This window comes from Ensifer sp. D2-11 (assembly GCF_054161295.1).
In genome coordinates this window covers 467,113-492,210 of the sequence record NZ_CP096435.1, presented here as the reverse complement: position 1 = coordinate 492,210, position 25,098 = coordinate 467,113, and the positions used below count along the sequence as shown (strand labels likewise).

Here is a 25,098-nt window from a genome sequence, read left to right as displayed (position 1 = left end):
CCCGATTCAGGTACTTTTTATCTTGCCGTTCATTCCATTGGGGTAAAAGCCGCCCTTGCTGGCACCTTCCTTGTCGGAGAGATACACAATGCGTAGGACCTCTTGCGGGGTCCGGGTGAACGCGATCGCATCTGGCGTCGAGGGAACGATGTTGGCCTTGCCATCCACCTGAATGCCTTGATCCTTGTCTTCCGCGCCATCGATTTTGTCCCGGGCGTCGGATACCGCTTGCGCGGCTTTCCAGGCTTCTTCGCCCTTTCGATAAAGGGTGGATCGCGCCATTCCCATGTGGTAGGCCTCGACTGCCAGAATGCCCGCGGCGGCGGCGAGAAAGTCCTTGTTCTTGAGAACGGTGGCTGCTCCGGCATAGGCCTAACGCCAACATCTTCGAATAGCATGCCGCCAAGCACGAAGTTCGTCTCATTACCGAACGGATCAAAGTCCTCGCCGAGCCCCGCCGCTTTCGCAACCGCGGCAAAGCCGGCGTCGAAATCAATGGCCGGCCTCGGCACAGCCTGATCTGCGAGCGTCTTGCGATAGAACCTGACGTGCGCCAGTTCGTTTTCGGCTACCTCCTGCATGAACGCGCCGATTGCAGGGGTATCGAAGGAAACTTGCTTGCCGCCGGTCACCGGGCCGGCGTCAGAACCTGCATCGGAATCATCGATGCCTTTCCCGGTCGTGCCACGCAGATAGTACTCAGCTTCCATGTATTCGAGGTTGAGCGCAAATTGGAATATGTCCTCGTCCTCGATGTCACTCGGCTCGTCGGCCTGCGATATCGAGGGGAAGCCTGCGGTTGAAACGAGGGTCGCCCCGAGGCCAAGCTGTAAAAGGCGACGGCGCGGAAGGAAAATTGAGGGCATTGGACGGATCATGGCTTCCTCCTTGAAGCCCGCCCGGCGTCAGTCTTGGCTCCTCAGGTGCGGGCCAACTCTCTCGAACATTGGACGAGGCGAAATGTTCCGGAACATGCTTGCTGCGCCCCTTATCCGACTTCGTCTCCGGCTTGCGACACATCTCGTCCCCGAGTAGCCGGTTCGAAATCTGCTGTACCGCCGTTCGATAATGCCATAAGATGTCTGCGACAACTATCGGTCGCAGTCGTATGATGATTTAAAATGTGGGGTATGGGAATATTCATGCCGAGTACAAAAAAAGGGGGCGGTCGCCCGTCGCTGTCCTCGCAGGTGGCAGACGCTATAAAGGCGCAGATCGAGGCGGGATACTATGCACCGGGCGACAAGTTGCCGACGGAGCCGGCCTTGATCGACAAGTTCGGCTTCAGTCGGACGGTGGTGAGGGAGGCGATTGCGGCGCTTAGGGCCGACGGTCTGGTGGAGTCGCGGCAGGGGTCGGGCGTCTTCGTGATAGGGCCGCGGCAGAGCGACCCGGGCTTCAAACTTTTCACCGGCGAGACCGACAAGATTTCCGATATCATCGAGGAGCTGGAACTGCGTATCGGTATCGAGGTCGAAGCGGCAGGTCTGGCGGCGGCACGCAGTTCCCCGGCGCAGGAGGCCGAAATCCAGGCTCAGGTCGAGCGCTTTGCCCATCTGGTCGCCGAAGGGAAGCCTACGGACGAGGCGGATTTCCAGTTTCACATGGCTATTGCGACGGCCACCAACAACACCCGCTTCCGCACATTTCTGGAGCATGTGGGGCGCCGCATGATCCCGCGCGTGAAGTTTCGCACGGTCATGGGCGGCGTGGATCCGTTGCCGAGCCGGGACGAGCCCATTCTCCTCGAGCACCGCGAAATCGCCGAGGCGATCCTTGCGCGGGATCCGGACCGGGCTCGGGAGGCGATGCGTCGCCATCTCGTCACCGGGATAAAGCGGTATCGCTCGCTGACGACCTGGCGTCTGAGCGAAAAAACCGACAAGGTCGATTGACTCGTCTTAAAAGTCATCATATGAATTTCCGCGTCTTAAGCTCGCAGCCGGAGGGAATTCATTGTCGCCTGAAGAAATCAAGTCGCGTGTCGGTTCGGGGCTCTTGTCCTTTCCGGTCACTCACTTCACGTCGGACTACAAGCTCAATCTGGAGAGCTACCGGCGTCATGTGGAGTGGCTTTCCGGCTTCGAGGCCGCGGCCCTGTTCGCCGCCGGCGGCACCGGCGAGTTCTTTTCGCTCTCGCCGAACGAAGTGGGCCAGGTCACCCGCGCGGCAAAGGATGTATCGGGCGAGGTGCCGATCATTGCGGGTTGCGGCTATGGCACGTCCCTTGCCGTCGAGACGGCGAAGATCGTCGAGGAGGCGGGTGCCGACGGCATTCTCCTGCTGCCGCACTACCTGACGGAAGCGCCGCAGGAAGGCATCTATGCTCATGTGAAGGCCGTCTGCGATTCGACGGGCCTCGGCGTCATTCTCTACAACCGCGCCAATTCAGTCGCCAATGCCGACACGGTCGCGCGCCTTGCCGAGGCCTGCCCCAACCTGATCGGCTTCAAGGACGGGACCGGCAAGGTGGACCTCGTGCGTCACGTGACGGCCAAGCTCGGCGACCGGCTCTGCTATATCGGCGGCATGCCGACCCATGAGCTCTTCGCGGAAGGCTTCAACGGCGTCGGCGTCACGACCTATTCGTCGGCGGTATTCAATTTCGTGCCGGAACTGGCGCAGCGCTTCTACCGGGCCATGCGGGCCGGCGACAGGGCGGTGATGGAAGGCATTCTTCATACGTTCTTCTTCCCCTTCGCAGCCCTTCGCGACCGCAAGGCCGGCTATCCGGTCTCGATCATCAAGGCGGGCGTCGAGCTTGCCGGTTTTGCGCCCGGCCCGGTTCGCCCGCCCCTGGTCGATCTGACCGGCGAGGAGCGGGAGATCCTGCAGGGACTGATAGAGGCATCGCGCCGCTGAAAAGAAACATCGGGCGGGCGCCAGGAGGATGGCGCCCGCCACTAACGTCGTCGTTCAACTGGGGAGGAGTGCAATGGGAAACAAATCTGTTCGCGTCATCGCGGGCGCAATGGTGGTCGCCGGCTGGACCGGCTATGCCGCTGCGCAAAGTGCTTCGGAAATCAAGATCGTCCTGCCGGAGCAGCCGGCCAATCTTGAGCCATGCGGTACCATCATCACCAATGTCGGTCAGATATTGAGCCGCAACGTGGTCGAGCCGCTGACCATCATCGATCCGAAAAGTGGTCAGCCGACACCCGGTCTTGCGACCGAGTGGAAGCAGACCGATCCGAACACCTGGCAGCTCAAGCTGCGTGAAGGCGTCAAGTTCCAGGACGGAGCCGCCTTCAATGCGGAGGCGGTCAAATTCTCGATCGAGCGGATGACCGGCGGCAAGCTGACCTGCAGCAACATCGCCAAGTTCGGCGATGCCAAGCTGACGGTCACGCCGATCGATGACCAGACGGTCGAGATCAAGTCGGACAAGCCACAGCCTATTCTGCCGACACTGCTCAGCGTGGTCATGATCGTCTCGCCGAACACGCCGGCGGACAAGGCCGTAAACGATCCGGTCGGGACGGGGCCGTTCAAGCTTTCGAGCTTCACACCGCAGACAGTCGTGCTGGAAGCCTTCGACGGCTACTGGGGCGAGAAGCCGGCCATTGCCAAGGCCAGCTATGTCTGGCGTCCGGAGTCCTCGATACGCGCCGCCATGGTGGAGACCGGCGAGGCCGACCTGACGCCGTCCATTGCGATCCAGGATGCGACCAATCCGGAAACGGACTTCGCCTATCTGAACTCCGAAACCACCGCGATCCGCATCGACGCAGGCTTTGCTCCGCTCGACGACGTCCGAATCCGCAAGGCCCTGAATCTCGCGATCGACTGGGATGGTCTCGCGCAGCTCTTCGGCGAGGACGTGCAGCGGGCTTCGCAGATGGTCGTCACCGGCATCAACGGCCACGACGACAAGCTGGCGCCCTGGGCCTTCGATGCCGAAAAGGCGCGTGCGCTCATCGCCGAGGCCAAGGCCGCGGGCGTTCCGGTCGATACCGAAATAGAACTGATCGGCCGCAACGGCATCTACCCCAATGGTACGGAAGCCATGGAAGCCATGATGGCTATGTGGCAGGATGTCGGCCTGAACGTGAAGCTGACGATGCTCGACGTGAACGATTGGCTGCGCTACCTGCAGAAGCCTTTCCCGGAGAGCCGTGGGCCGAACCTGCTGCAGATGATGCACGACAACAACAAGGGTGATGCCGCCTTCACCATTCCGATCTTCTACACGTCGGGCGGAAGCTATTCGACCTTCAACGACGCGGGCCTCGACAAGGAGGTCGCCGATGCCATGGCCGCCACCGGTGAGGACCGTACGACAAAGTTCAAGGCGATCTTCGCGAAGGTGCATGACGATCTCGCGGTCGATATCCCGATGTTCCACATGATCGGCTACACCCGGGTCGGCAGCCGCCTAGAGTGGAAGCCGGACATCACGACCAACAGCGAGATCCCGCTCGCCAATATCGCCCTCAAGGACTGAGTGTCACCATCCGGGCGAGCGCGCGACACATTCGCGCGCTCGCATGAACTGCAAGGGAATCCAGAGGCTCCGCATGATGCTCGGCTATATCGGCCGGCGGGCATATCACAGCGTAATTTCGGTGATCGGCCTGCTGACGCTCGTCTTCTTCCTCACGCGTTTGACCGGCGATCCGTCGGCGCTCTACCTGCCGCTCGATTCAAGTCTCGAGGCGCGCCAGGCCTTCGCCCGCCTGAACGGTCTGGACCAGCCGATTTACGTGCAGTTCTTCCAGTACCTGCAAAACCTCATGTCCCTGGATTTCGGCCAGTCCTTGCGACAGAACCGGTCGGCGATCGAGGTGGCTCTCGAGGCCTTTCCGGCCACGCTGAAGCTCGCTTTGGTCGCGATGACGCTCGCGACCGCTCTGGCCATCGTCGTCGGCGCGCTGGCCGCTGCCCGTCCCGGGAGCCTGTTCGACCGCGTCGCCGGCCTCGTTTCGCTGGCGGGTGCAAGCACCCCCGATTTCTGGATCGCGATCGTCGGCATTCTCGTCTTCGCGGTCGGGCTCGGCATGTTGCCGACGTCGGGTACGGGCACTGCCCTGCACTGGATCATGCCGATCGTCGTGCTGATGCTGCGTCCTTTCGGGCTGCTGGTCCAGGTGGTGCGTGGCACGATGATCTCCGCGCTCGCCTCTCCCTTTATCAAGACCGCCCACGCCAAGGGCATGAAGCGTCGCAAGATCATCTTCGGCCACGCGCTCAGGAACTCGCTGCTGCCGGTGATCACCGTCGCCGGTGACCTGGCGACCGGGTTGATCAACGGTGCTGTCGTCGTCGAGACGATCTTCGGCTGGCCGGGCATCGGCAAGCTGATGATCGATTCGATCATCCAGCGCGATTTTGCGGTGGTGCAATCGACGATCCTCGTCACGGCAATTGCCATCTTCATCGTCAACATCGCGATCGACCTGCTCTACGCAGTGCTCGATCCGCGCATCCGCTACTGAGGAAGGGCGACAATGACCGACTTGGCATTGCCATCCGTAAGATCGCCCGGAGCGCTGCGGCAGCTCGCAATCTATCTCACCCGGGACAAGCTGGCACTCTGCGCAGCCGTATTTCTGCTCGTGCTCATCGTCTGCGTGCTTGTCGGGCCGCTCTTCGTCGGCGAACTCGCCGGCAAGCTCGGGCTCAGGCAACGCAACCTGCCGCCCTTCGCACTGGAGCACGGGTTCATCTACATTCTCGGAGCCGATACGCTCGGGCGGCCGATCCTGGCGCGGCTGATCGTCGGGGCGCAGAACACGCTCGGCATCGCGGCCGCTGCCGTCTTCTGCTCCATGGCTTTAGGCGGCATCCTCGGCCTTGCTGCCGGCTATTCGGAGCGCTGGTATAGCCACGTCATCCTGCGCCTTGCCGATGTGGTGATGAGCTTTCCCTCGCTGCTGCTTGCGCTGATCGTGCTCTATACGCTCGGTCCCAGCATGACGAACCTGGTGATCGTGCTGGCGATTACCCGCATGCCCATCTTCATCCGCACGGCGCGGGCCGAAGTGCTCGAACTGCGCGAACGCATGTTCGTGAGTGCCGCGCGCTCCATGGGCGCGAGTACGGGACGCATCCTGTTCCGGCATATCGCGCCGCTCGTGCTGCCGACGCTGGTGACGATCGCGGCCATCGATTTCGCCACCGTCATTTTGGCCGAATCCTCCTTGAGTTTCCTCGGGCTCGGTATTCAGCCTCCGGATTTCACCTGGGGCGCCATGGTGGCCAACGGCCGCGGTTATCTGAAGACGGCGTGGTGGATCGCATTCTGGCCGGGGCTCGCTATCCTGCTGACGACGCTTTCCTTAAACATTCTCGCCAGCTGGGCCCGGACCGTCGCCGATCCGCTCCAGCGCTGGCGTCTGCAATCGCTGCGAAAGGCCCCGCGATGAACGCGCCGGACAAACCCATACTGCGGATCGACAAACTCACGGTCGACTTCCTGTCTGAAGGCGACCCCGTGCGTGCCGTCGATGACGTTTCGTTCGATGTCTGCCCGGGCGAAACCCTCGTCATCCTGGGCGAGAGCGGATCGGGAAAGAGCGTCAGCACCGGAACGGTCATGGGGCTGATCGATTGCCCGCCGGGCGACATCGTCTCGGGCTCGCTGGTGTTCGACGGCACTGATCTTTCCCGCCTCGATGACGAACGCCGGCGTGAACTGAACGGCCGCCGCATCGCCATGATCTTCCAGGATCCGCTGGCCTATCTCAACCCGGTCTACACGGTCGGCCGGCAGATTGCCGAGGTGTTCGAGAGCCATGGGGAAGGCGAGGGCGCTGCGGTGCGCGACAAGGTCGTTCGGCTGCTCGAGCGGGTCGGAATTCCCGAAGCGGACGAGCGGATCGACTATTACCCGCACCAGTTCTCGGGCGGGCAGAGGCAGCGCGTGATGATCGCCATGGCGATCGCGCTGAAGCCGGACATTCTGATCGCCGACGAGCCGACTACGGCACTCGACGTCAGCGTTCAGGCACAGATCCTGGAACTCCTGCGGGACCTGCAGCGCGAGACCGGCATGGCGCTGATCATGATCACCCACGATCTCGAGGTCGCCGCGGCCATGGCGGATCGGATCATCGTGATGAACGGCGGCAAGGTGGTGGAGAGCGGCAAGGCCGAGGACGTCTTTACCAATCCGAGCCACGCCTATACCCGCCGGCTGATGGCGGCCGTGCCCCATGCCGATGCGCCGAAAGCGCCCCGGAATGCCGCACAAGGCGAGGTCCTGTTGCAGGTCGCCCATTTGAGCAAGCATTACAAGCTGGGGTCCGGCCCGTTCTCGCCCAAGCGGGAGTTCAGGGCCGTGGACGACGTCAGTTTCACGCTTCATCGTGGGGAAACGGTGGGGATCGTTGGCGAGTCCGGTTCGGGTAAATCGAGCATCGCACGCATGCTGCTGAGACTGAATGAGCCGACATCGGGCGCGGCACTCTTTGCCGGCGAGGACATTTTCAAACTCAAAGGCAGGGCGCTCGACGGCTTCCGCCGAAGGGTGCAGATGGTGTTCCAGGACCCGTTCGGGTCGATGAACCCGCGCATGAACGTCCGCTCGATCATTTCCGAACCCTGGGCGATCCACAGGGACATCCTGCCGCGCGAACGCTGGAACGACCGGGTCGTGGAGCTGCTGGAGCTTGTCGGCCTGAAGGCAGAGCATGCTGAACGGCATCCCCACCAGTTTTCGGGCGGGCAGCGGCAACGCATCGCCATTGCCCGGGCGCTCGCCAGCGAACCCGAGCTGATCGTCTGCGACGAGGCGGTTTCAGCGCTCGATGTGTCGATCCAAATGCAGGTCATCGAGCTTCTGGCTGATCTGCGCCGCCGTCTCGGCCTCTCTTATGTCTTCATCACCCACGATTTGCCCATCGTGCGCCAATTCGCCGACCGGATCCTGGTGATGCAGCGCGGCAAGATCGTCGAGGAAAGCGAAACAGAAGCCCTTTTCGCCTCTCCTCGACACGAATACACGCAAGCTCTGCTGCGGGCCGTCCCGCAGCCGAAGTGGTTGCAGCGCGATCCGGCGGTGATTGCCGAGTAGAAAGCTCGAGGCGGCGGGTATTCTTGTCAGTTTCTGCTGGCCTTGACTTCAGGGCGTAGACTGCGGCGCGCCTGAGTTGCTCAAAGAACGTCGGGCAAAACTCATACTGCCAAGCAGTTTCACGCCCTAACGAATTTTTCACTATCGTCTCCTGCAGAATGCCGCGCGCGACCAGTGGATCAATCGACTCCTTTACTGTGTTGCGCGTCATCCCCGTTAATTCCTTGATGTTTGCGAGGGTTAGCCTCTCCCCCCCGCTGGTGCATCATATAGAGCACGGTCATCATTCCTACCTGCTTCAGCCGCGACTGCGGCGTCTCACCTTCGATCGGCTTATCGAGAACTTCCTGCAGCGCGAGCGCGGAAAATTGTTGCTCCTGCAAATCCGGTCTGAGTGTGCTTGCCATCACTCAAACTATCAGGTATTTGATAGTATAATTATTCGTGATTTCGCGAGCTCATCGGCTCCGACGCAAGATCCAGGAACGGTACGGCATTGAGAAGGACCGGGCGCGTCGTGATCTCGATGACTGGAACAATAGCCAAACCTGGTGATTCTCGCCAGGGACCTCCCACTGACTCCCCGCTTGGTGAACTTAGCCCCGAAGGTTGCGTCGAACTTTATGGGTCTCATTGCCATCTTAAAATCACGCCTATGCTGCCGAGCAGACGGGAAAGTCCTGCGACAAACTCGACGCGAGCACTCTGTCCTATGTGGCGCTGAATGCTATCAATATCGTTGGCGTCACATTGCTATGAGGGAAGCTGCTTTGAATGAACCTGCCCACTCCGCCGCCTAGTCCTGAGCGGACCTCCCCAATAGGACTCGAAAGCTATATCAGCGGGACCACGTTGATCAGCGGCGATGGACCAGCGTGGAAAGACGTCTTCGTCCAGATCTTCTCGCGTGATCGCGTTCAACACCCATTCCTGGTTCCCGCCGTCGCGGAGCCCCTTATCGTCTGGGTCGTGTCGGGCAATGCCACCGTTGAGGAACGCGATCTCGGCGGTGAATGGACAGCGAACCGGGTCGGTGTCGGCGATTTCTTCCTGACCCGGTCGCCTGCTCCCTATGAAATGCGATGGCAGGCCGACGGGGATCAGCCATTTCAGGTGATGCACCTCTATGTCTCGGTCACATTGTTCGAAAAGGTGGTGGGAGAGATGCTGGGCAAGCTCGGTGGCAACGTCACCTTGAAGGATGTCTCTGGTGGCCGCGACACGACGATCTCGCGTATCCTGACCCTCCTTCATGGTGAATTGGTCGCGGAAAGCGACGGCAGCGCCCTGTTCGTCGAAGGACTGGCGCAGAGTCTGGCCGTGCATCTCGTGCGACAGTACGTGGTTGCAGATTCCGAGCGGCGCGCCCAAAACGCGTTACCCGGCTCGAAACTGCGGCGGGCGATCGCCTTCATGGCAGCCCAGCTTGATCAGCCATTTGATCTCCGCGGCCTGGCTCATGCGGTCGGTATGAGCGAATTCCATTTCAGCCGACTCTTCAAGAAGGCGACAGGCCTTTCTCCATCGCTCTACTTCATTCGACAGCGGGTGGCCAAGGCCCAGCAGCTTTTGCAGGAAACCGATAAGACGGTCATCGAAATCGGTCTGTCCGTTGGCTATTCGAGTCCCAGCCATTTCGCTCAGATCTTTCGCCGGGAAACCGGCGTATCCCCCAGCCACTATCGCCGCGGCCAAAGTTTTTCGATCTGACGCGTATTCGCGCAAGATCCCGACAGGACGCGCAAACCAGCGGGAGAACGCTCCAGCGCGTGGTCTTAGGTTCCTCCTTGTCAATCGCAACCGCTCCTCCGGAACGGATGGGCGGCAGGACAAGGAGATGAACAATGACAAGCATCACTGGAAAAATCGCACTGGTCACCGGCGCCTCGAGCGGCATTGGTGCGGCAACCGCCCTCAAGCTTGCAGCGGCTGGAGCCAAGGTTGGTATCGCGGCTCGCCGCGCCGACAAGCTGCAGGAGCTCAAGGAAGAGATCGAGGCAAAGGGCGGCGAAGCCATCGTCCTTGAGATGGACGTTGTCGAGCCTGCTTCGATCGAAGCCGGCGTAAAGAAGCTAGTCGACGCCTATGGCTCCATCGACATTCTGGTGAACAATGCCGGTCTCATGCCGCTTTCGGATATCGACCAGTTCAAGGTCGATGAGTGGCATCGAATGGTCGATGTCAACGTGAAGGGCCTCTTGAATACGACAGCGGCTGTTCTGCCGCAGATGATCAAACAGCGCTCCGGTCATATCTTCAACATGTCCTCGATCGCTGGTCGCAAGGTCTTCAAGGGACTGTCGGTCTATTGCGCAACGAAGCACGCGGTAACAGCCTTCTCCGACGGTCTGCGTATGGAGGTTGGTCAAAAGCACAACATCCGCGTCACCTGCGTCCAGCCCGGCGCGGTCGCCACTGAGCTCTACGACCACATTACCGATCCCGACTATCGTCAGCAGATGGACGATCTGGCCAAGCAGATGACCTTCCTTCAGGGCGGCGATATCGGCGACACCATCGTCTTTGCAGCCCAGGCCCCGAGCCATGTCAACGTCGCGGAACTCTTCCTTCTGCCGGTCGAGCAAGCCTGGTAATCGCCCACCCTCTCGGCTTCCTCGCGCATAGCGGGGAGGCCAGCTCAACGGAGTCTAGTGATGAAGGAATTACCCGCTTCTCAGGCGTACCGCTTGTTGGAACCCGGTCCAATCGTTCTGGTGACGACAAGCGACAATGGAACGTCCAACGTCATGACGATGGGCTTCCATATGATGATCCAGCACACGCCGCCCCTCATCGGCTGCGTCATCGGTCCCTGGGATCACAGCTACAACACGATCAGAAAGACCGGTGAATGCGTCATTGCCGTTCCGGCTCGGGACCTTGCCGAGACGGTCGTCGATATCGGCAATTGCTCCGGTGATCGGCTGGATAAGTTCCAGCGCTTTGGTGTGCGAACGCGCCCTGCGAAAGATGTGGCGGCGCCATTGATCGAGGGCTGTCTGGCCAACATCGAATGCCATGTTTCCGATACGAGCCTCGTCGCGAAATACAATCTGTTCGTGCTGGAAGCGAAGAGAATTTGGATCGATGAGCATCGCAAAGAGCGCCGGACCATGCACCACCAAGGGGACGGTACTTTCACCGTCGATGGCGGCATTCTTGATCTGAATGACCGCATGGTGAAGTGGCGCCACTTGCCCTGAGGCGGCTGTAGCCACTGCCGCCAATCCCTAATCATCAACCTTTTAGAGGAGACAGTTATGTCAGCCTTTCTCGTCGTCGATCTCGATATTCATGACCCGGATTCCATCGCCGATTATCGCTCAAAGGCTCTACCACTTGTCGCGAAAGCGGGTGGTCGTCTCATCGCAATTGATGATGCGCCTGTTGGGCTCGAAGGATGGCAGGCCACCAACATGCTCATCATCGAGTTTCCGACCATGGAGGCTGTCCGGCGCCTGTTCGCTTCGCCGGAGTATGCACCGCTAGCACGTCAGCGGCAGGCGGCGGCCGAATCGAGGATCATCGCACTCAATGGCGTGTGAGCCGAACAGCGGGATGCCGACTGGGGAGTCGGCACGTATCACTGCGCTTTGCGATTAATTCGAAGGATGAATGAAATGGCGGAATTGACCAATATAGCGTTCTTCAGCGCAAAACCCGGGCGATCGGAAGAGCTTGGTTTCGAGCTTTTAAGACTCGTGACGCCTTCGCGGCAGGAAGCCGGTTGCCTCCGCTATGAAGTCCATCAGTCAAAGGAGGATTCGGATTCGTGGTTGGTTCTTGAGGATTGGCGACATCCATCCGATTTTGAACTGCATCTGGCGACCGGTTACGTGTCGGCTTTCATGAAAAAAGTCGATGACCTTTGCGTCGAAGAGGTGGAGATCCGCGGCTATCAGCAGCGTTCTCCACAACAGTGCTCTGCATGAGCCCCGTTGACCGTCCCGCATCAAAAACGACGGGCTGGGGCGGCGACAAACAGAAAACGCCCGGAGGTCTGTCCAGGCGTTTTCTTTGCTGGTCAAAGTGGTTAGCGGCGGGCGTCCAAGCTGTAACGTCCAGCGCCGAAAGCGACGACCTGGAGCAGGCCACCGGCCATCGCGACGTTCTTGAAAAAGTGGATGAACTGGTTGAGATCGCCGAGATTATTGTGGAACGTCAGAGCGGTCGCGACACTGAAGAGGGCGAGTCCAAGGGCGACAAGGCGGGTGTAAAAACCAAGGATCAGCGCAATGCCACCAACGACTTCCGTAAGTACCGCTGCGCCGTAGGCGAGCGTCGGGAAAGGCAGGCCGACCATCTGGATATATCCGATTGTACCGACCGGATCCGAAATCTTGCTAAAGCCCGAGAGAACGAAGATTGCGGCGATCAACATGCGGCCGGCGAGCGGCAATGCACCATTGATCAAAGAGGACTGCGAAGGCGTTTGGGCGCGTTGTGCCAGCGTATCGGAATAAGACATTGCCACTCTCCATTGTTTGCTGCGGCGGCCTCCATGACCGCGTCGATGGAGTGAGAGTGACATCGGCGGTCTTGACGAAACAGCTGGATAATATCGGCGATTACGGTCGATGAAATAGAACGAACCCGCAAAGAAAAACCCGCGCTTCTGAGGGCGCGGGCTTTCCGATGTTCACTATGGTGGTGCCTTATATTACCGACAGCAGACCGCCATCAACCAGCAACGCGGTGCCCGTGATGTAGCTGGATAGGTCCGATCCGAGGAAGGCAACCGCGTCGCCGACTTCCGATGGCTGCCCCAGGCGGCGCAAGGGTGTGCGATGGCGAAAGCCCTCGGATGCCTGTGCGATGCCGGGGCTCGTCCGGAGGAGAACCGTGTCGATCGTGCCCGGGGCAACGGCATTGACGCGAATGCCGTCAGGCCCCAGAGCATCAGCGAGCGATTTTGCCATCAGCACGACGCCGCCTTTGCTGGTTGAATAGGCGACGGTGATGCCGGCACCGGCAATTCCGCCCATGCTGGCCATGAGCACGATGCTGCCCTGCTTCCTCAAAGCCTTCATCTGCCGCGCAGCGGCCTGTGTGCCGAAAAGTGGACCGTCCAGGTTGACGGACATCAGCCTGCGGTAATCCTGTTCTGGAACGTCCGCCCCATCGGTCTTGAGGGTGATGCCGGCGTTGGCGACCATTACGTCCACGCCACCAAAAGCCTCGGCGGCTGCAACGAGAGCGTCATTGTCTTCCCTGCGGCTGACATCGGCTTTGACGAACAGTGCTTCGGAGCCACGTCTTCTGACCTCCGACGCCGTCGGCTCTCCGCCCTCTCGTGGTTCCTCTGTCACATCGGAAACAATTACGGCTTCCGCGCCATGTTCGGCAGCGCGGATGGCGATGGCTCTGCCTATGCCGCTTGACGAGCCGGTGACGATAACGACCTTGCCTTTCAGAATATCGCTCATGATCGTGATCCTTCAGAGTTCCGGCACTTTGGGAGCTGACGGCGGCAAGGCTCCGAGTTGCTGCAGCAGGTAGTAGAGGTTGGCCACGCCCCAGTGCTCGATGATACGGCCGTCGCGGATGCGCATGGCGTCGACGGTTTCGAACTTGATCTTGCGGCCGGTCGGCTCGATTCCGAGAACGGGACCATGATGGGTACCGTGGTACGTCTTATAGGTCGTGACGATATCGCCATCGACGGTCTGCCAATGGATCTCGGCATGAAAATCCGGAAACGCGGTTCGAAGAGCCTGGTAGAGCCGCCGCGCGCCCTCCTTGTCAGGAGTGCCGCCCGGCTGAGGCGTATGGTCGAGGAAATCGTCGGCGAAGAGATCGTCGAACAGTTCAAAATTGCCGCCGGATTGCACTTCCATCGTGTTGCGGCGGACGACGGCCATCAGGGCCTCGCGAGAGTCCGACATCATGTACTCCTTTCGTGTGTGTTGAGGGTTTTCAGAATTCGAAGCCACCGATGGTCATCCCGCCATCGACGGTCAGCATGTGTCCCGTAACGTAGCTTGCTGCGTCAGAGCCAAGCCAAAGGGCTGCGGCTGCGATTTCTTCGGGTTTGCCACCGCGCTTTGCGGGGATCGCCTTTCGTGCCAGCTCAGCGAATGCAGGATTCTGAAGACTATTGGCGACCACCATCGGGGTCTCGGTCCAGCCCGGCGCGACAGCGTTCACACGGATGCCATGGGCGGCATTTTCCATGGCCACCACACGGGTGAGGCCCTGCACACCATGTTTGGACGCGGCGTAGGCGCTCATTCCTCCTGGTCCGGTCAGTGCCGCAACCGAGGCAGTGTTGACGATCGCGCCACCACCTGCGGTCTTCATCAGCGGGATCTGGTACTTCATCCCGAGGAATACGCTCTCGAGATTCACCGCAATGACGCGCTGGAAATCCGCGAGTGGATAGTCCTCGATCCGATGTGTCGATCCGGTAATGCCAGCATTGTTGAATGCGAGATCCAATCGGCCGGAAATCTCTGCCACCTGCTCGATCCAGGCGATAACCTGTGCCTCGCTCGATACATCGACTTCTTTGCTGAAAACTTGGCCGGCCTCTTTCCCAAGCACTTTGGCCGTTTCGAACAGCGCATTGGCGTTCAGGTCGGCGATGTGCACCGCGGCACCCTCGCGAGCGAGACCCAGGGCAATCGCGCGGCCAATGCCTGAACCGGCGCCCGTGACGACCGCAACCTTGTTGGCAAGTGATTGAGACATGACTTCTCCTCGCCAGCCGAAGGAGGCTGGCCGGCTTTACTCGTTTGTTTGATGTTGAAAGAACTGGAGAGGATCAGCCGCGTGCGGCAACCAGAGCCGCGGCGGTGCGGGCGACACCCTCGCCCTGGTGGTAGGCGCCGGCGAGGTCAATCTCAGTCGGTTGGCGTGAACCATCGCCGCCGGCAATCGTCGTAGCGCCATAAGGAGCACCGCCCACGATTTCGTCCATGCTCATCTGCCCCTGATGGCTGTAGGGCAGACCGACGATCACCATACCGAAATGCATGAGGTTGGTGATGATCGAAAACAGGGTGGTTTCCTGGCCGCCATGCTGGGTTCCTGTCGAAACAAACGCACCACCAACCTTGCCATTGAGGGCGCCGCGGGCCCAGAGGCCGCCGGCCTGATCGAGGAAGGCTGCCATCTGAGACGACATACGGCCGAAGCGCGTGCCAGTTCCGACGATGATGGCGTCATAGTCGGCCAGCTCCGCCACGGTCGCCACGGGTGCGGCCTGGTTGAGCTTGAAGTGGGCCTTGTCGGCAACTTCGATAGGCACGGTCTCAGGCACTCGCTTGACCGTCACCTCGGCGCCGGTGCTGCGCGCGCCTTCAGCAACCGCGCCGGCCATGGTTTCGATATGGCCATAAGAGGAATAATAAAGAACGAGTACTCTGGTCATTATTTGGTCTCCGTCGGTTGATGATGAACTCGATGGAGACAACTTCCCGTTTTTCGACATTTCGGAATAGACGGATAATCTCTTCTGTTATGTTCGATCAGATTGGCATGTTGCCGCCTGCTAGCCGGTCGCGAGCTTCGGAGAAACAGGCTGGACTGGCCTGGCTCCCTCGACGCCGGGGATGCTCAGCCCGTCTAACCCCAAGGCGTCCGGACCATTGCGACCCGGGCTTCTTTCGACGCGCTGGGTTTCCCAACAATTACGTGGCGACTGCCTTCTTCAGGCCTTGAGCGCTCTAATACGGTGCACGGTGTTCGGCAGTCCATCTGCGTGGCCTAGCGGCTCGAGCGCTACTGACGTCTTAAACTATGAAATCCCGACATTAGGCTTCGTTAGGATGCCCCTTCAGGAGCGGCGATTGCTCCAACGTCTCGATCATGTACTCAATGAAGGCTCGAACCCGATGTGGTAGCGGTCCGCCACCTACATAGATGGCGTGGATCAATTCGAGATCACCTGGATTGCAGGTCTCAAGCAGAGGCACGAGCCTTCCGGCGGCAATATCCGTCGCGACGTGAAACAGTCCCAGCCGGGCGATGCCGGCTCCGGCAAGCACCATCTGCTTCATCGTCTCGCCATTGTTCACGACCAGGCTTCCGGTGACCGGCTGGGCGATCTCCCGGCCCTGCCACAGGAAGGACCAGGACGGGCGTTCGCGGCGAAAGTTAAAGGTCAGACAGTCATGACGATCTAAGTCGGCCGGCGTCGCGGGACTTCCTTTGCGTTCGAGGTAAGAGGGAGCGGCGCATACCACACGCCTGCTCTGCCCGAGCTTTCGCGCGATCAATCCGCTGTCCGGCAGGTTACCCATGCGAATGGCCACGTCCGTCTTCTCGGCCACGAGATCGACGATGCCATCTGTGAAGCTCAGATCGACGATCAAATCAGGGTTGCGCTCGATAAAAGCGGGCATGGCCGGTGCCACAAACATGGTGCCGAATGGAATGGTGGCGTTCACCCGAAGCCGGCCACGAACGGCGCCACCGGACGCTTCCTGATCAGCATCGTCCAGAGCCTGCAAGATCTTGAGTGCGGCGTGATGATAGGCCTCGCCTTCTTCGGTCAGCGTCAGCGCGCGCGTTGTGCGCATCAGAAGGCGTGTGCCAAGCCTTGCTTCCAGACGCGCGATCAGTTTGCTGACCGCCGACGGCGTGATGTCGAGGCTGCGCGCGGCTGCCGAGAAACCGCCCTCCTGTACGACCCGCGCAAACACCTCCATCTCGCCAGACCGTTCCATCATAATTCGCGGCACTGATGATCTCCATTCACAGGTGCATGTCCAACCGGGGCAATAGTTCCGCTAGTTCTCAGATCATAGATTGCGTTCGGACACAATCTGGAGCCACGTTATGGACTTGCAACTGACCGAAAAAACCGCTCTCGTCACCGGCGCCACCGCGGGGATCGGGCTCGCAATCGCTCGCGCTCTTTCCCTCGAAGGCGCAGAAGTGATCATCACCGGCCGCGACCGGCTAAAGCTCGACAACGCCATCACCGATATCAGGATGGCCGGCGGTGAGACTGTCACCGGCGTTCTCGCAGACGCTGCCACCGCTGAAGGCGCAGCGATCATCGCCAAGGCCGCACCGTCGGTCGATATCCTGGTCAACAATCTCGGAATTTACGAAAGCAAGGACTTCGCCGCTATCTCCGATGCGGACTGGAACCACATCTTCGAGGTGAACGTGATGAGCGGCGTGCGCCTGTCGCGCGCTTACCTACCCGGCATGCTGGAGCTGAACTGGGGTCGGATCATCTTTATCTCGAGCGAGTCGGGCTTGGCCATCCCGCCCGATATGATCCACTACGCGACTACCAAGACGGCGCAGCTGTCGGTCTCGCGCGGGTTGGCGCAATTGACACGCGGCACCAACGTGACCGTCAATACGGTGCTGCCGGGGCCGACCCGTTCGGAAGGCATCGAAGCCTTCCTGCGCAGCCAAGCCAACGATCCATCCGCTCCGATCAAAGAGATCGAGGCGGAATTCTTTGCCACTGCGCGCTCCGCTTCGATCGTCCAACGGATGGTGGAGGCAGAAGAAGTCGCGAATCTCGTTACCTATCTCGCCAGCCCGCGGTCATCGGCCACCAATGGCGCAGCCCTGCGCGCCGAAGGCGGCCTCGTCAACACGATCGCCTGAGAGGAGAGCGTTCAATGTCCAACTCCCCGCTTACTATCATTGCCATCACCACCGCCAAGCCCGGTATGGAGACGGCGCTTGGGGATGCCCAGGAGAAGCTGGTCGCCGAAACACTCATGGAGGATGGCTGCCTGCGCTACGAACTGCACCAGTCCCTCGACGACGGCCGCGTGCGCATCTTCGTCGAAAGCTGGGAGAGTGAAGCCCAGTGGCGTGCCCACATGGAAGGCGCTGCCATGCAGCGATTTCTGGCAAGAGGCGTCGGCGACCATTTCGCCGATTTCTCGCTGCACCGCCTGGTGAAGGTCGCGGGCTGAAACAGCCGCATCACTCTTCTTTCACAGCTCGATTTCCAAGTATCCGGAGACAGACCGATGAAGCCTCTTATCAACCTCGCCATCACCCTTGCTCTCAGTTTCAGCGCCGTCAGTGCCCATGCGGCAAACGTGCTGGTGGTTCTTTCCGATACCGACCATCTCGATCTGAAGGATGGCAAGGTCTTCGAGACCGGTTTTTACCTCAACGAACTGATGCAGCCAGTCAAAGCCCTGCTAGATGCCGGTCATGAGATCACCTTCGCCACCCCCAAGGGAACGGCTCCATCCGTCGACAAGACATCCATCGACAAGATGTATTTTGGCGGCGACGAAACGGTCATGAAGGCGAGCCAAGCGCAGCTTGATGAACTCGGCTTGCTGTCTCGCACTGCGTCGCCTGTGATCAGTCTCGCGCGGGTCGAGCAGATCGGCTACGATCATTTCGACGCGGTCTATGTCCCCGGCGGCCATGCCCCGATGCAGGATCTTCTCGTCAGCCCGGAGCTTGGCAAGCTGCTGACGCATTTCCATGAACAAGGCAAGACGACCGCACTGGCCTGCCATGGCCCCGTCGCGCTCATCTCGACACTGCGGGACCCGAAGGCTTTCACCAGTCACCTGGAAATCGCAGCTACGGCGAAAACAGACGGTGAATGGATCTATGCCGGCTACAATCTCACTGTCATCAGCAATGAGGAAGAGGAATTGGCTAAGGGATTGCTCGGCGGCGGCGAGATGAAGTTCTATCCGCAGGATGCTCTCACTCAAGCAGGTGGACGCTTTAGTCAGTCCGATGCACCTTTTAGCGCACATGTCGTCACCGATCGGGAACTGATCACCGGCCAAAATCCGGCATCGGCTCCGGCCGTTGCCCAGGAATTGCTGAAGCGCTTGAAGTGAAAGGCGAGTCTCCGGCCCACGGCGTAGATTAATAACTTGTCCGCGCTTGTCCGCGGGGCTGCCCTCAGCCTCGCGTTGCCCGCTCCTCGGGAAGTCGGACCAGTGCGGGTGTAGTTCGCGACGCAGGCAGCCGTCCTCGACGAGGGTTTCGGCAACCAGACTTTCCTTTGCAGCAAGGAGCGCCCCCTACTTGCCCGGCTTGGCCGTTGCATTGTCTTCAGCCAAGGATTGGGAGCGGCGGCGTTCGACGTTGGCGAGGAGCACCAGGCTCGCCGCCAGCAGAAACGCGCCGTTGACCGGATGGAAGGAAAGGAGCAACGGCATACTGCCCGCTGCCAGGATGACCTGGAGGAGGTACAGCAGGAAGGTCAGGCCTGCCCACCAGCCGAAGCCCCTCAGCCGGGAAACGAAGAGCGCTCCGGCCACAAGGCTGACGGCGGGAAACGACAACGCGCCACCAAGCGCGGCGTGCAGACCCCATAGGCTGCTGTCGCGGAAGAGCGCTAGGCCAGCGCTGAGAAACTGGCCAAGGATGCCGACCGGCAGAATCCGAGCCGCGAACGTGAACCACGCAGGCGTCCCTCGACCCAGATCTACGAACGTGTCAGGGGTTTTCTCCATCGCTCAGACGGCCTCCTGGCGAGTTACCAATGGGGCCGCGATCCAGTTCTTGAGAGTGGCGGCATAGTTGGAGGCCGCCGCCTCCAGCTCTTCCGCCTCGAGTTTGTCGGCCTGGTAGATGATGAACGGCGCGGTACAGCTGAGCCCGCAGCGGTGCGCGGTAGCGCGTAAAGGAGCGAGTAGTGCCTCCATCGTGAACATGTTGCGCCCGCCGGGGCGGTACGATTCTGGCACGTTGCCTGCGGTCGCCGCCAGCATCAGCGGTGTGCCTTCGAGCGCGCGCCCTTCCGTCTCGTAGGTGACGTAGAACATGCGCGTGAGCACAGCATCCTGCCACGCCTTCATCAGTGGCGGGGTGGAATACCACTGGATGGGGAACTGCAGCACGATACGGTCGGCCGCAAGCAGCCTCCGCGCCTCGCGCTCGCCGTCCCGGAACATATCCATGCTGTCGGGATAGGCAGCCTGCATGTCGACGACCTCGACGCCGTCAAGCTTGGCGGCCGCGCCGGCCAGCGCCGCGTTGGCCTTCGAGCGTCTAAGATGGGGGTGGAAAAGGAGGATGAGGGTCTTGGTCACGGTGGTCTCCTGCGTTGCGACTAGGAGGAGGTTGCGACGCATCAATAAATTATTCCAATCGATTGCTGATATGTTCTATTATTTGCCGCATGAATTTACGTTCGCTTGATCTAAACCTGCTGGTCGTGCTCGACGCACTCCTCGACGAGGCACACGTCAGCCGCGCCGCCGATAGGCTCGGCCTATCCCAGCCCGCAGCGTCGGCCGCGTTGCAACGTTGCCGCCACCTCTTCCGCGATGAGCTTCTGGAACGGGGCCGAGGTACGATGCGCCTCACGTCCAGGGCAGAGGCGCTGCGCGCCCCACTGAAGTCGTTGCTAGCCAGTATGATGGGGCTGATCGACCCGCCGGAAATACCCCTGACCGAAATCCGCCAGGTTCTGCGCATCACCATGGCGGATTATCCTGCGCTATTCGTGATCGCGCAACTGCAGCGGGAGTTACAACCGTCAGCACCGGGCATTGATCTCGTTATTCAGTCATGGCACGGGGGGGATGCTGCCCGCAGCGCACTGGTGGACGGCACGGCCGATCTCGCCGTCTCGGTGTTCACCGCACCTGATGACGACCTCCATCGTGAGGAACTCCTCACTGAGCACTACGTCGTTGCCATGCGCGCCGGCCATCCCGCTGCGGAAGCCTTTGATCTTAATGCTTGGCTCAGCTATCCGCACATCCTCGTTTCCGGCCGCGGTGATACGACAACGCCGCTTGATGCCGAATTATCCCGCTTTGGTTTGTCGCGGCGCGTCGGCTTGGTGGTTCCCAACTTTCAAATGGTGCCCTCGCTCCTGCAAGACTCCGACATGATTGCCATGTTGCCTTCACGCGCCACGCCGAGTGGCGGCAGCCTTGTCTCTTTCCTTCCACCGATTCCCGTCCCCGGCTTCCAGCTGCACATGGCCTGGCACAGACGGCGCGCGAAGGATGCTGCCCTCCAGCATGTTGCGCGCATACTTGGCGCCCTCCTGCGCTGAAACGGCAATAACCCTGAAGAGCGCGAGAAACTCCACCCAACAGCTGACGGCTGGTTGACCGTGCTGCCCGACTTGTGACGGTGATCCTGCTTCCCCTGTTCCACGCCTCTCAAGTCCTTTACCCGGGCAGGGGATTATGTCTCAGCGGCGTGCCACGTCATCTGTACTCGCAACGAAGGAGTGCTTTCATCGTGACCATACAAAACAGCCGATAGAAGCTGGTGGAGGCGGCCCCCAAATGCCGCATTCAATCTTGATGAAATCGTCAAGACGGCTCGCCGGTCTGAACACAGGCGAGCCGCGTAACTTCAGTCTTTCAGCAAATTGAGCGCGACGAGCGGCCTTCCAAATTGCTGGATAGGACCGGATGCTGCCAGCGTGCCGAGATCGACAGGGGCAAAGCCGAGAGATGAAATCAACTCCGCAACCTGTCTGTTGGCATCGGAATGGTTTCCGGACAGGAACAGCACGCGACTGCCAGTTCCCTTATCCGGGTCTGCGGCAAGAACAGCGGCAGGCAGGGTATTGAAAGCCTTCACCACCTTTGCCCCAGGCACGAGCTCCGACACGATCTCCGTAGATAGTCGGCCGCCGAGATCACGCGGTTTGAACGCCGGAAAATCAATGGCGTTCGATGCGTCCACGACGATCCGGCCACCCCAGTCGCTGACTTGTGTAACGATATCCGGGATGGAGTCGTATGGAACGGCAAGAATGACGACATCAGCCTGCAAGGCATCCTTCAGCTCCACCGCCTTGACTGAGGCGCCAAACCGGTCGGTGACAGAGGAGAGCGAAGCGGGGCCGCGGCTGTTTGCGATGATGGCCGGGATTTGAACGGCAGTGAAGCGTTCTGCGAGAGCCGAACCACTGGCGCCGGCGCCGATGATTGCATAAGTGGTCATGCGAAATCTCCTGTGGGGTGGTTGGATGGATCAAGTCAGCGGAAGTTTTCAGGAAGTGGTATGAATTCGTCGTCGTCGGGCACGCCGGGAAAGCGGCGCTCGCGCCAGAGATCGGCCGCATGTCGGATGCGCTCCCGATCGGTTGCAACGAAGTTCCAGCGAATAAATCGCTTCTCGGGAAGCGGCTCGCCGCCGAAGGCGAGAAAACGGGCGGGCTCGGTCGCCTTAACGACGATCTCCGACCCAGGCTTGAAGACAAGAAGACGATCCTGGCCGAACTTGCCGTCCTGCCCCACGACCTCGAGGTCGCCGGCGACAACAAAGATCGCCCGCTCGACATGCTCGCCATCGATCCGATACCGGGCACCCGCCTCAAGATGGACCTCAGCGGCGAAGAGGTCGGAGAACACCGTGGCTGGCGACTGACGACCATGCAAGTTGCCAGCCAACAGCTTCATGCCAATGCCTTCGCCGCTAACGGTTGGCAGCGAGCCTGCGTCGAGATGCTGGAAAAGCGGGGCCGTTTGTTCTGATTTCTTTGGGAGGGCAATCCAGCTCTGCAACCCGGCCAGCTTCCCGCCAGTCGCACGTTGATGCTCTGGAGTCCGCTCGGAATGGACGATACCGGCGCCCGCGACCATCACGTTGACTTCGCCGGGGCGGATCGATTGCACAGACCGCTCGCTGTCGCGGTGCGTGAGTTCGCCCTCCAACAGATAGGTCAAGGTGGAAAGACCGATATGCGGGTGAGGTCGGGTATCGATACCTTCGCCCTCGCCGAAGCGTACCGGGCCGAAACTGTCGAGGAAGATGAAGGGGCCGACCATCTGTCGCATCGGCGCCGGCAGTGCCCGGCGAACCGAGAAACCGCCGAGATCGCGGCTTGAGGGTAAGATGACCTGCTCGATATCGGCTGTCGAGACATGAGACATCGTCAGCTCCTTGGCTTGGTGGGTTTGATGATTTGAGGGTAGGAGCACTGGACGTTTCGGAAAACTCAGATAATTTCGCTCAAAACGGTCGAGGAATTCGAAATGTCTGACCCGGGGCAGCCAACGCTTGATCAACTGCGCGTCTTCATCGCGGTCGTGGAGACCGGCAGCTTCGCGGCGGCCGCCCGCAAGCTCAATCGTGCGACCTCCGTCATCAGCTACACGATCGCCAATCTCGAGGCCCAGCTCGGCGTGACACTGTTTGATCGGCTGTCGACAAAGAAACCGCAACTCACGCTCGAGGGGCGGACGGTCCTTGCTGAAGCGCGGAGCGTTTCGAATGGAATCGATAATCTGCGTGCCAAGGTCAAAAGCATGCTGCGTGGCATAGAACCGGAGGTTCACCTTGCTCTCGATGTCATGTTGCCGGCCTCACGCGTGATGGATGCACTGAAGGCCTTCCGTAAGGAATTCCCGAGCGTGTCGCTGAGGCTATACGTCGAGGCACTTGGAGCGGTAACGCAAATCGTTCTGAACCGCACGGCTACGGTCGGAATTAGCGGACCACTGGATGTCGACGTCTTGGGTCTGGAGCGTATTGGCGTCGGCTTCGTCCAGCTCGTCCCGGTTGCCGCGCCTGACCATCCCCTTGCAGGTGGCTCTCATGCCCCGGGTGCTGCCCGCAATCATATCCAGCTCGTGCTCACCGATCGCTCTCCACTCACTCAAGGCCATGAATTCGCAGTGGTCGGCACTCATACATGGCGGCTTGCCGACCTCGGCGCCAAGCACATGCTTCTGAAGGAGGGGATCGGCTGGGGGAATATGCCAGAGCCGATGGTGCGTGACGATCTGGCGGACGGTCGTCTCGTTCAACTCGATCTGCCCGATTGCAAGGGGGGGCCATACCGCCTGCAGGCGATCTACCGAACGGATACCCCGCCGGGTCCTGCCGGCGGCTTTCTGATTGAACATTTTCAAGCTCAGGACGCAAAAACGCCTGTTACGGCTTGGTAGATTGCGCCTTCACCGGGATGGCTAGCTGCTAAAAGGCGCAGCCACGATTAGCGGGCAGCCCGAATGATCCGTGAACGATGGGTCACATCTGATCATCTCGCTGTTGCAATTTCGACTCAGACCGATCAAATCGGGACCAGGGAGGGTAAAACGCAGCAGCGATAGTGGGGTTTGCATGAAGGGTCCGGGGACACCCACGTTTGATCAGCTGAAAGTCTTTCTTACCGTGGTTGACGTAGGGAGCTTTGCGGGGGCTGCTCGCAAGCTGAATCGGGCTACATCCGTGGTCAGCTACACCATCGCGAACCTGGAGGCGCAGCTTGGTTTTGCGTTGTTCGACCGCGATTCCACACGCCGTCCCTGTCTTACGGAGGCGGGAAGGATTGTGCTTTCCGAGACCCGCTCGGTTGCCAACGGAGTGAACCGTCTCCGGGCCAAGGCGCAGGGTCTTTTGCAGGGGCTCGAGCCTAGCTTGTCGATCGCTCTCGACGCGATGTTGCCGGCCTCCCGCGTGCTTGATGCCTTGAAAAACTTCCGCAGCGAGTTTCCTACGATTCCGCTGCAAATCCGCACGGAAGGTCTGGGGGCCGTTACCGATCTCGTGTTGAATGGAGCTGCGTCTATCGGTGTTTGCGGCCCGCCCGACGTGGACATCGACGGGCTCGACAGGATGGGGATCGGCAGTGTCGAACTGATTCCTGTCGCTGCGCCCGATCACCCGCTGGCCCTTGTCAGCGACAAGCGCATCGGTGCTGGCCGAGAGCATATCCAGATTGTTTTGACGGACAGGTCGGAGCGCACGAAGGGCATAGATTTAGGGGTAGTTGCAACCCATACCTGGCGTGTTGCCGATCTTTCGACAAAGCACATGTTGCTCTTGGAGGGTCTCGGCTGGGGCAACATGCCCGTGCCTATGATTCGAGAGGACCTGTTGTCGGGCCGCCTCGTAAGGATCGAATTGCCCGACATCAAAGGTGGGAATTATCGCTTCTTTGCTATCCATCGATCTGATGCGCCACCGGGACCAGCCGGATCATTCCTCATCCAGAAGTTTGCGAAACAGGTCCCGGACTGGGCGTTAAACGCCCGCGATGTTCAGGCTCTCTAGGTGAGTTGGCTGGAGCTCGATGAGAGCCTTTCGGCTCTGGACGTTCGATTTTATCGCACGCGACGAACGATTTTATCTCGCTTTTTCAAAAAGCGAGCTCGTGGCAACTTGCCTCCGCGAAGAACTGCACGCGTAACCCTCTGTCTTGATTAGGA

General features: G+C 60.2%; 27 protein-coding genes and 3 pseudogenes. 18 read left to right on the top strand and 12 right to left on the bottom strand.

Annotation, left to right across the window (positions count from 1 at the left end):
* Nucleotides 1-6: 6 nt before the first annotated feature.
* Nucleotides 7-878, bottom strand: a pseudogene (locus M1D34_RS28150) (ferritin-like domain-containing protein).
* A 252-nt stretch (nt 879-1,130) separates the two neighbouring features.
* Here M1D34_RS28150 and M1D34_RS28145 point away from each other — a divergent pair.
* The 6 genes from M1D34_RS28145 (at nt 1,131) to M1D34_RS28120 (ending at nt 8,014) form a co-directional block, all read left to right on the top strand.
* Entirely contained in the window at nt 1,131-1,895 is a 765-nt protein-coding gene (locus M1D34_RS28145) for a FadR/GntR family transcriptional regulator (RefSeq protein ID WP_498786021.1), read from the top strand.
* Between the two features lie 61 nt (nt 1,896-1,956).
* Nucleotides 1,957-2,862 carry a 5-dehydro-4-deoxyglucarate dehydratase gene (gene kdgD, locus M1D34_RS28140; protein ID WP_003527022.1) on the top strand — a complete coding sequence of 302 codons (906 nt, stop codon included), beginning with the start codon at nt 1,957-1,959 and terminating at the stop codon, nt 2,860-2,862.
* Between the two features lie 73 nt (nt 2,863-2,935).
* Nucleotides 2,936-4,444 (top strand): ABC transporter substrate-binding protein, encoded by a 1,509-nt coding sequence (locus M1D34_RS28135; RefSeq protein WP_498786019.1) that lies wholly within the window; start codon nt 2,936-2,938, stop codon nt 4,442-4,444.
* Nucleotides 4,445-4,520: 76 nt separating this feature from the next.
* Complete coding sequence (locus M1D34_RS28130; RefSeq protein WP_498786272.1) at nt 4,521-5,435, top strand: ABC transporter permease; 915 nt, start codon at nt 4,521-4,523, stop codon at nt 5,433-5,435.
* A 12-nt stretch (nt 5,436-5,447) separates the two neighbouring features.
* Complete coding sequence (locus M1D34_RS28125) at nt 5,448-6,365, top strand: ABC transporter permease (protein ID WP_003527027.1); 918 nt, start codon at nt 5,448-5,450, stop codon at nt 6,363-6,365.
* A complete protein-coding gene (locus tag M1D34_RS28120) occupies nt 6,362-8,014 on the top strand; it encodes an ABC transporter ATP-binding protein (protein WP_498786016.1) in 1,653 nt (550 codons plus the stop codon). Before M1D34_RS28125 ends, M1D34_RS28120 begins: the two co-directional genes overlap by 4 nt.
* Before the next feature lie 70 nt (nt 8,015-8,084).
* Here M1D34_RS28120 and M1D34_RS28115 read toward each other — a convergent pair.
* Nucleotides 8,085-8,421, bottom strand: a pseudogene (locus M1D34_RS28115) (MarR family transcriptional regulator); the annotation flags it as partial.
* A 55-nt stretch (nt 8,422-8,476) separates the two neighbouring features.
* Between M1D34_RS28115 and M1D34_RS28110 the strand changes: the two are divergent.
* The 6 genes and pseudogenes from M1D34_RS28110 to M1D34_RS28085 form a co-directional block, all read left to right on the top strand.
* A pseudogene (locus M1D34_RS28110) lies at nt 8,477-8,569 on the top strand (CsbD family protein); the annotation flags it as partial.
* A 219-nt stretch (nt 8,570-8,788) separates the two neighbouring features.
* Nucleotides 8,789-9,724 carry a helix-turn-helix domain-containing protein gene (locus tag M1D34_RS28105; protein ID WP_498786014.1) on the top strand — a complete coding sequence of 312 codons (936 nt, stop codon included), beginning with the start codon at nt 8,789-8,791 and terminating at the stop codon, nt 9,722-9,724.
* 134 nt (nt 9,725-9,858) lie between these two features.
* Nucleotides 9,859-10,608, top strand: a complete 750-nt coding sequence (locus M1D34_RS28100) for an SDR family oxidoreductase (protein ID WP_498786012.1) — start codon at nt 9,859-9,861, stop codon at nt 10,606-10,608.
* A gap of 60 nt (nt 10,609-10,668) precedes the next feature.
* A complete protein-coding gene (locus M1D34_RS28095; protein ID WP_498786011.1) occupies nt 10,669-11,217 on the top strand; it encodes a flavin reductase family protein in 549 nt (182 codons plus the stop codon).
* 57 nt (nt 11,218-11,274) lie between these two features.
* Nucleotides 11,275-11,559 (top strand): DUF1330 domain-containing protein, encoded by a 285-nt coding sequence (locus tag M1D34_RS28090; RefSeq protein ID WP_498786009.1) that lies wholly within the window; start codon nt 11,275-11,277, stop codon nt 11,557-11,559.
* Between the two features lie 75 nt (nt 11,560-11,634).
* A complete protein-coding gene (locus M1D34_RS28085) occupies nt 11,635-11,946 on the top strand; it encodes a putative quinol monooxygenase (RefSeq protein ID WP_498786007.1) in 312 nt (103 codons plus the stop codon).
* 101 nt (nt 11,947-12,047) lie between these two features.
* Here M1D34_RS28085 and M1D34_RS28080 read toward each other — a convergent pair whose 3' ends face one another.
* The 6 genes from M1D34_RS28080 to M1D34_RS28055 all read right to left on the bottom strand — a co-directional run bounded on the left by M1D34_RS28080 (nt 12,048) and on the right by M1D34_RS28055 (nt 16,698).
* Nucleotides 12,048-12,482: a DoxX family protein gene (locus tag M1D34_RS28080; protein ID WP_498786005.1), complete on the bottom strand. Its 435-nt coding sequence runs from the start codon at nt 12,480-12,482 to the stop codon at nt 12,048-12,050.
* A 187-nt stretch (nt 12,483-12,669) separates the two neighbouring features.
* Nucleotides 12,670-13,440 carry an SDR family oxidoreductase gene (locus tag M1D34_RS28075; RefSeq protein ID WP_498786003.1) on the bottom strand — a complete coding sequence of 257 codons (771 nt, stop codon included), beginning with the start codon at nt 13,438-13,440 and terminating at the stop codon, nt 12,670-12,672.
* 12 nt (nt 13,441-13,452) lie between these two features.
* A complete protein-coding gene (locus M1D34_RS28070) occupies nt 13,453-13,899 on the bottom strand; it encodes an ester cyclase (protein WP_498786001.1) in 447 nt (148 codons plus the stop codon).
* Between the two features lie 31 nt (nt 13,900-13,930).
* Entirely contained in the window at nt 13,931-14,704 is a 774-nt protein-coding gene (locus tag M1D34_RS28065; RefSeq protein ID WP_498785999.1) for an SDR family NAD(P)-dependent oxidoreductase, read from the bottom strand.
* Nucleotides 14,705-14,777: 73 nt separating this feature from the next.
* Nucleotides 14,778-15,386: an NAD(P)H:quinone oxidoreductase gene (gene wrbA, locus M1D34_RS28060; protein ID WP_498785997.1), complete on the bottom strand. Its 609-nt coding sequence runs from the start codon at nt 15,384-15,386 to the stop codon at nt 14,778-14,780.
* 382 nt (nt 15,387-15,768) lie between these two features.
* Nucleotides 15,769-16,698 carry a LysR family transcriptional regulator gene (locus tag M1D34_RS28055; protein ID WP_498785995.1) on the bottom strand — a complete coding sequence of 310 codons (930 nt, stop codon included), beginning with the start codon at nt 16,696-16,698 and terminating at the stop codon, nt 15,769-15,771.
* A gap of 97 nt (nt 16,699-16,795) precedes the next feature.
* Between M1D34_RS28055 and M1D34_RS28050 the strand changes: the two genes are divergently transcribed.
* From M1D34_RS28050 to M1D34_RS28040, 3 genes are read left to right on the top strand one after another with little or no spacing between them, the layout of a single operon-like run.
* Nucleotides 16,796-17,587 carry an SDR family NAD(P)-dependent oxidoreductase gene (locus tag M1D34_RS28050; RefSeq protein WP_498785993.1) on the top strand — a complete coding sequence of 264 codons (792 nt, stop codon included), beginning with the start codon at nt 16,796-16,798 and terminating at the stop codon, nt 17,585-17,587.
* 14 nt (nt 17,588-17,601) lie between these two features.
* Nucleotides 17,602-17,904 (top strand): putative quinol monooxygenase, encoded by a 303-nt coding sequence (locus tag M1D34_RS28045; protein WP_498785991.1) that lies wholly within the window; start codon nt 17,602-17,604, stop codon nt 17,902-17,904.
* 57 nt (nt 17,905-17,961) lie between these two features.
* Nucleotides 17,962-18,804 (top strand): type 1 glutamine amidotransferase domain-containing protein, encoded by an 843-nt coding sequence (locus M1D34_RS28040; RefSeq protein WP_498785989.1) that lies wholly within the window; start codon nt 17,962-17,964, stop codon nt 18,802-18,804.
* Between the two features lie 186 nt (nt 18,805-18,990).
* Here M1D34_RS28040 and M1D34_RS28035 read toward each other — a convergent pair whose 3' ends face one another.
* Both M1D34_RS28035 and M1D34_RS28030 read right to left on the bottom strand, forming a co-directional pair.
* Entirely contained in the window at nt 18,991-19,425 is a 435-nt protein-coding gene (locus M1D34_RS28035; RefSeq protein ID WP_014528801.1) for a DUF6220 domain-containing protein, read from the bottom strand.
* 3 nt (nt 19,426-19,428) lie between these two features.
* The gene (locus tag M1D34_RS28030) at nt 19,429-20,004 is read right to left on the bottom strand and encodes an NAD(P)H-dependent oxidoreductase (protein ID WP_498785987.1); all 576 of its coding nucleotides are present in this window, start codon (nt 20,002-20,004) and stop codon (nt 19,429-19,431) included.
* An 89-nt stretch (nt 20,005-20,093) separates the two neighbouring features.
* Here M1D34_RS28030 and M1D34_RS28025 point away from each other — a divergent pair, with 89 nt between their 5' ends.
* On the top strand, nt 20,094-20,981 hold the full coding sequence (locus tag M1D34_RS28025) for a LysR family transcriptional regulator (RefSeq protein ID WP_498785985.1): 888 nt from the start codon (nt 20,094-20,096) through the stop codon (nt 20,979-20,981).
* Between the two features lie 308 nt (nt 20,982-21,289).
* On the opposite strand, the gene M1D34_RS28020 is transcribed toward M1D34_RS28025, so the two are convergent.
* Together M1D34_RS28020 and M1D34_RS28015 are read right to left on the bottom strand one after the other, a co-directional pair.
* Nucleotides 21,290-21,886, bottom strand: coding sequence for an NADPH-dependent F420 reductase (locus M1D34_RS28020; RefSeq protein WP_498785983.1), 597 nt, complete (start codon nt 21,884-21,886; stop codon nt 21,290-21,292).
* Nucleotides 21,887-21,921: 35 nt separating this feature from the next.
* Nucleotides 21,922-22,818: a pirin family protein gene (locus M1D34_RS28015; protein ID WP_498786270.1), complete on the bottom strand. Its 897-nt coding sequence runs from the start codon at nt 22,816-22,818 to the stop codon at nt 21,922-21,924.
* Between the two features lie 102 nt (nt 22,819-22,920).
* On the opposite strand from M1D34_RS28015, the gene M1D34_RS28010 reads away from it, so the two are divergent.
* Both M1D34_RS28010 and M1D34_RS28005 read left to right on the top strand, forming a co-directional pair.
* Nucleotides 22,921-23,835: a LysR family transcriptional regulator gene (locus M1D34_RS28010; protein ID WP_498785981.1), complete on the top strand. Its 915-nt coding sequence runs from the start codon at nt 22,921-22,923 to the stop codon at nt 23,833-23,835.
* A gap of 175 nt (nt 23,836-24,010) precedes the next feature.
* Complete coding sequence (locus M1D34_RS28005) at nt 24,011-24,943, top strand: LysR family transcriptional regulator (RefSeq protein WP_498785980.1); 933 nt, start codon at nt 24,011-24,013, stop codon at nt 24,941-24,943.
* The last annotated feature ends 155 nt before the right edge of the window (nt 24,944-25,098 follow it).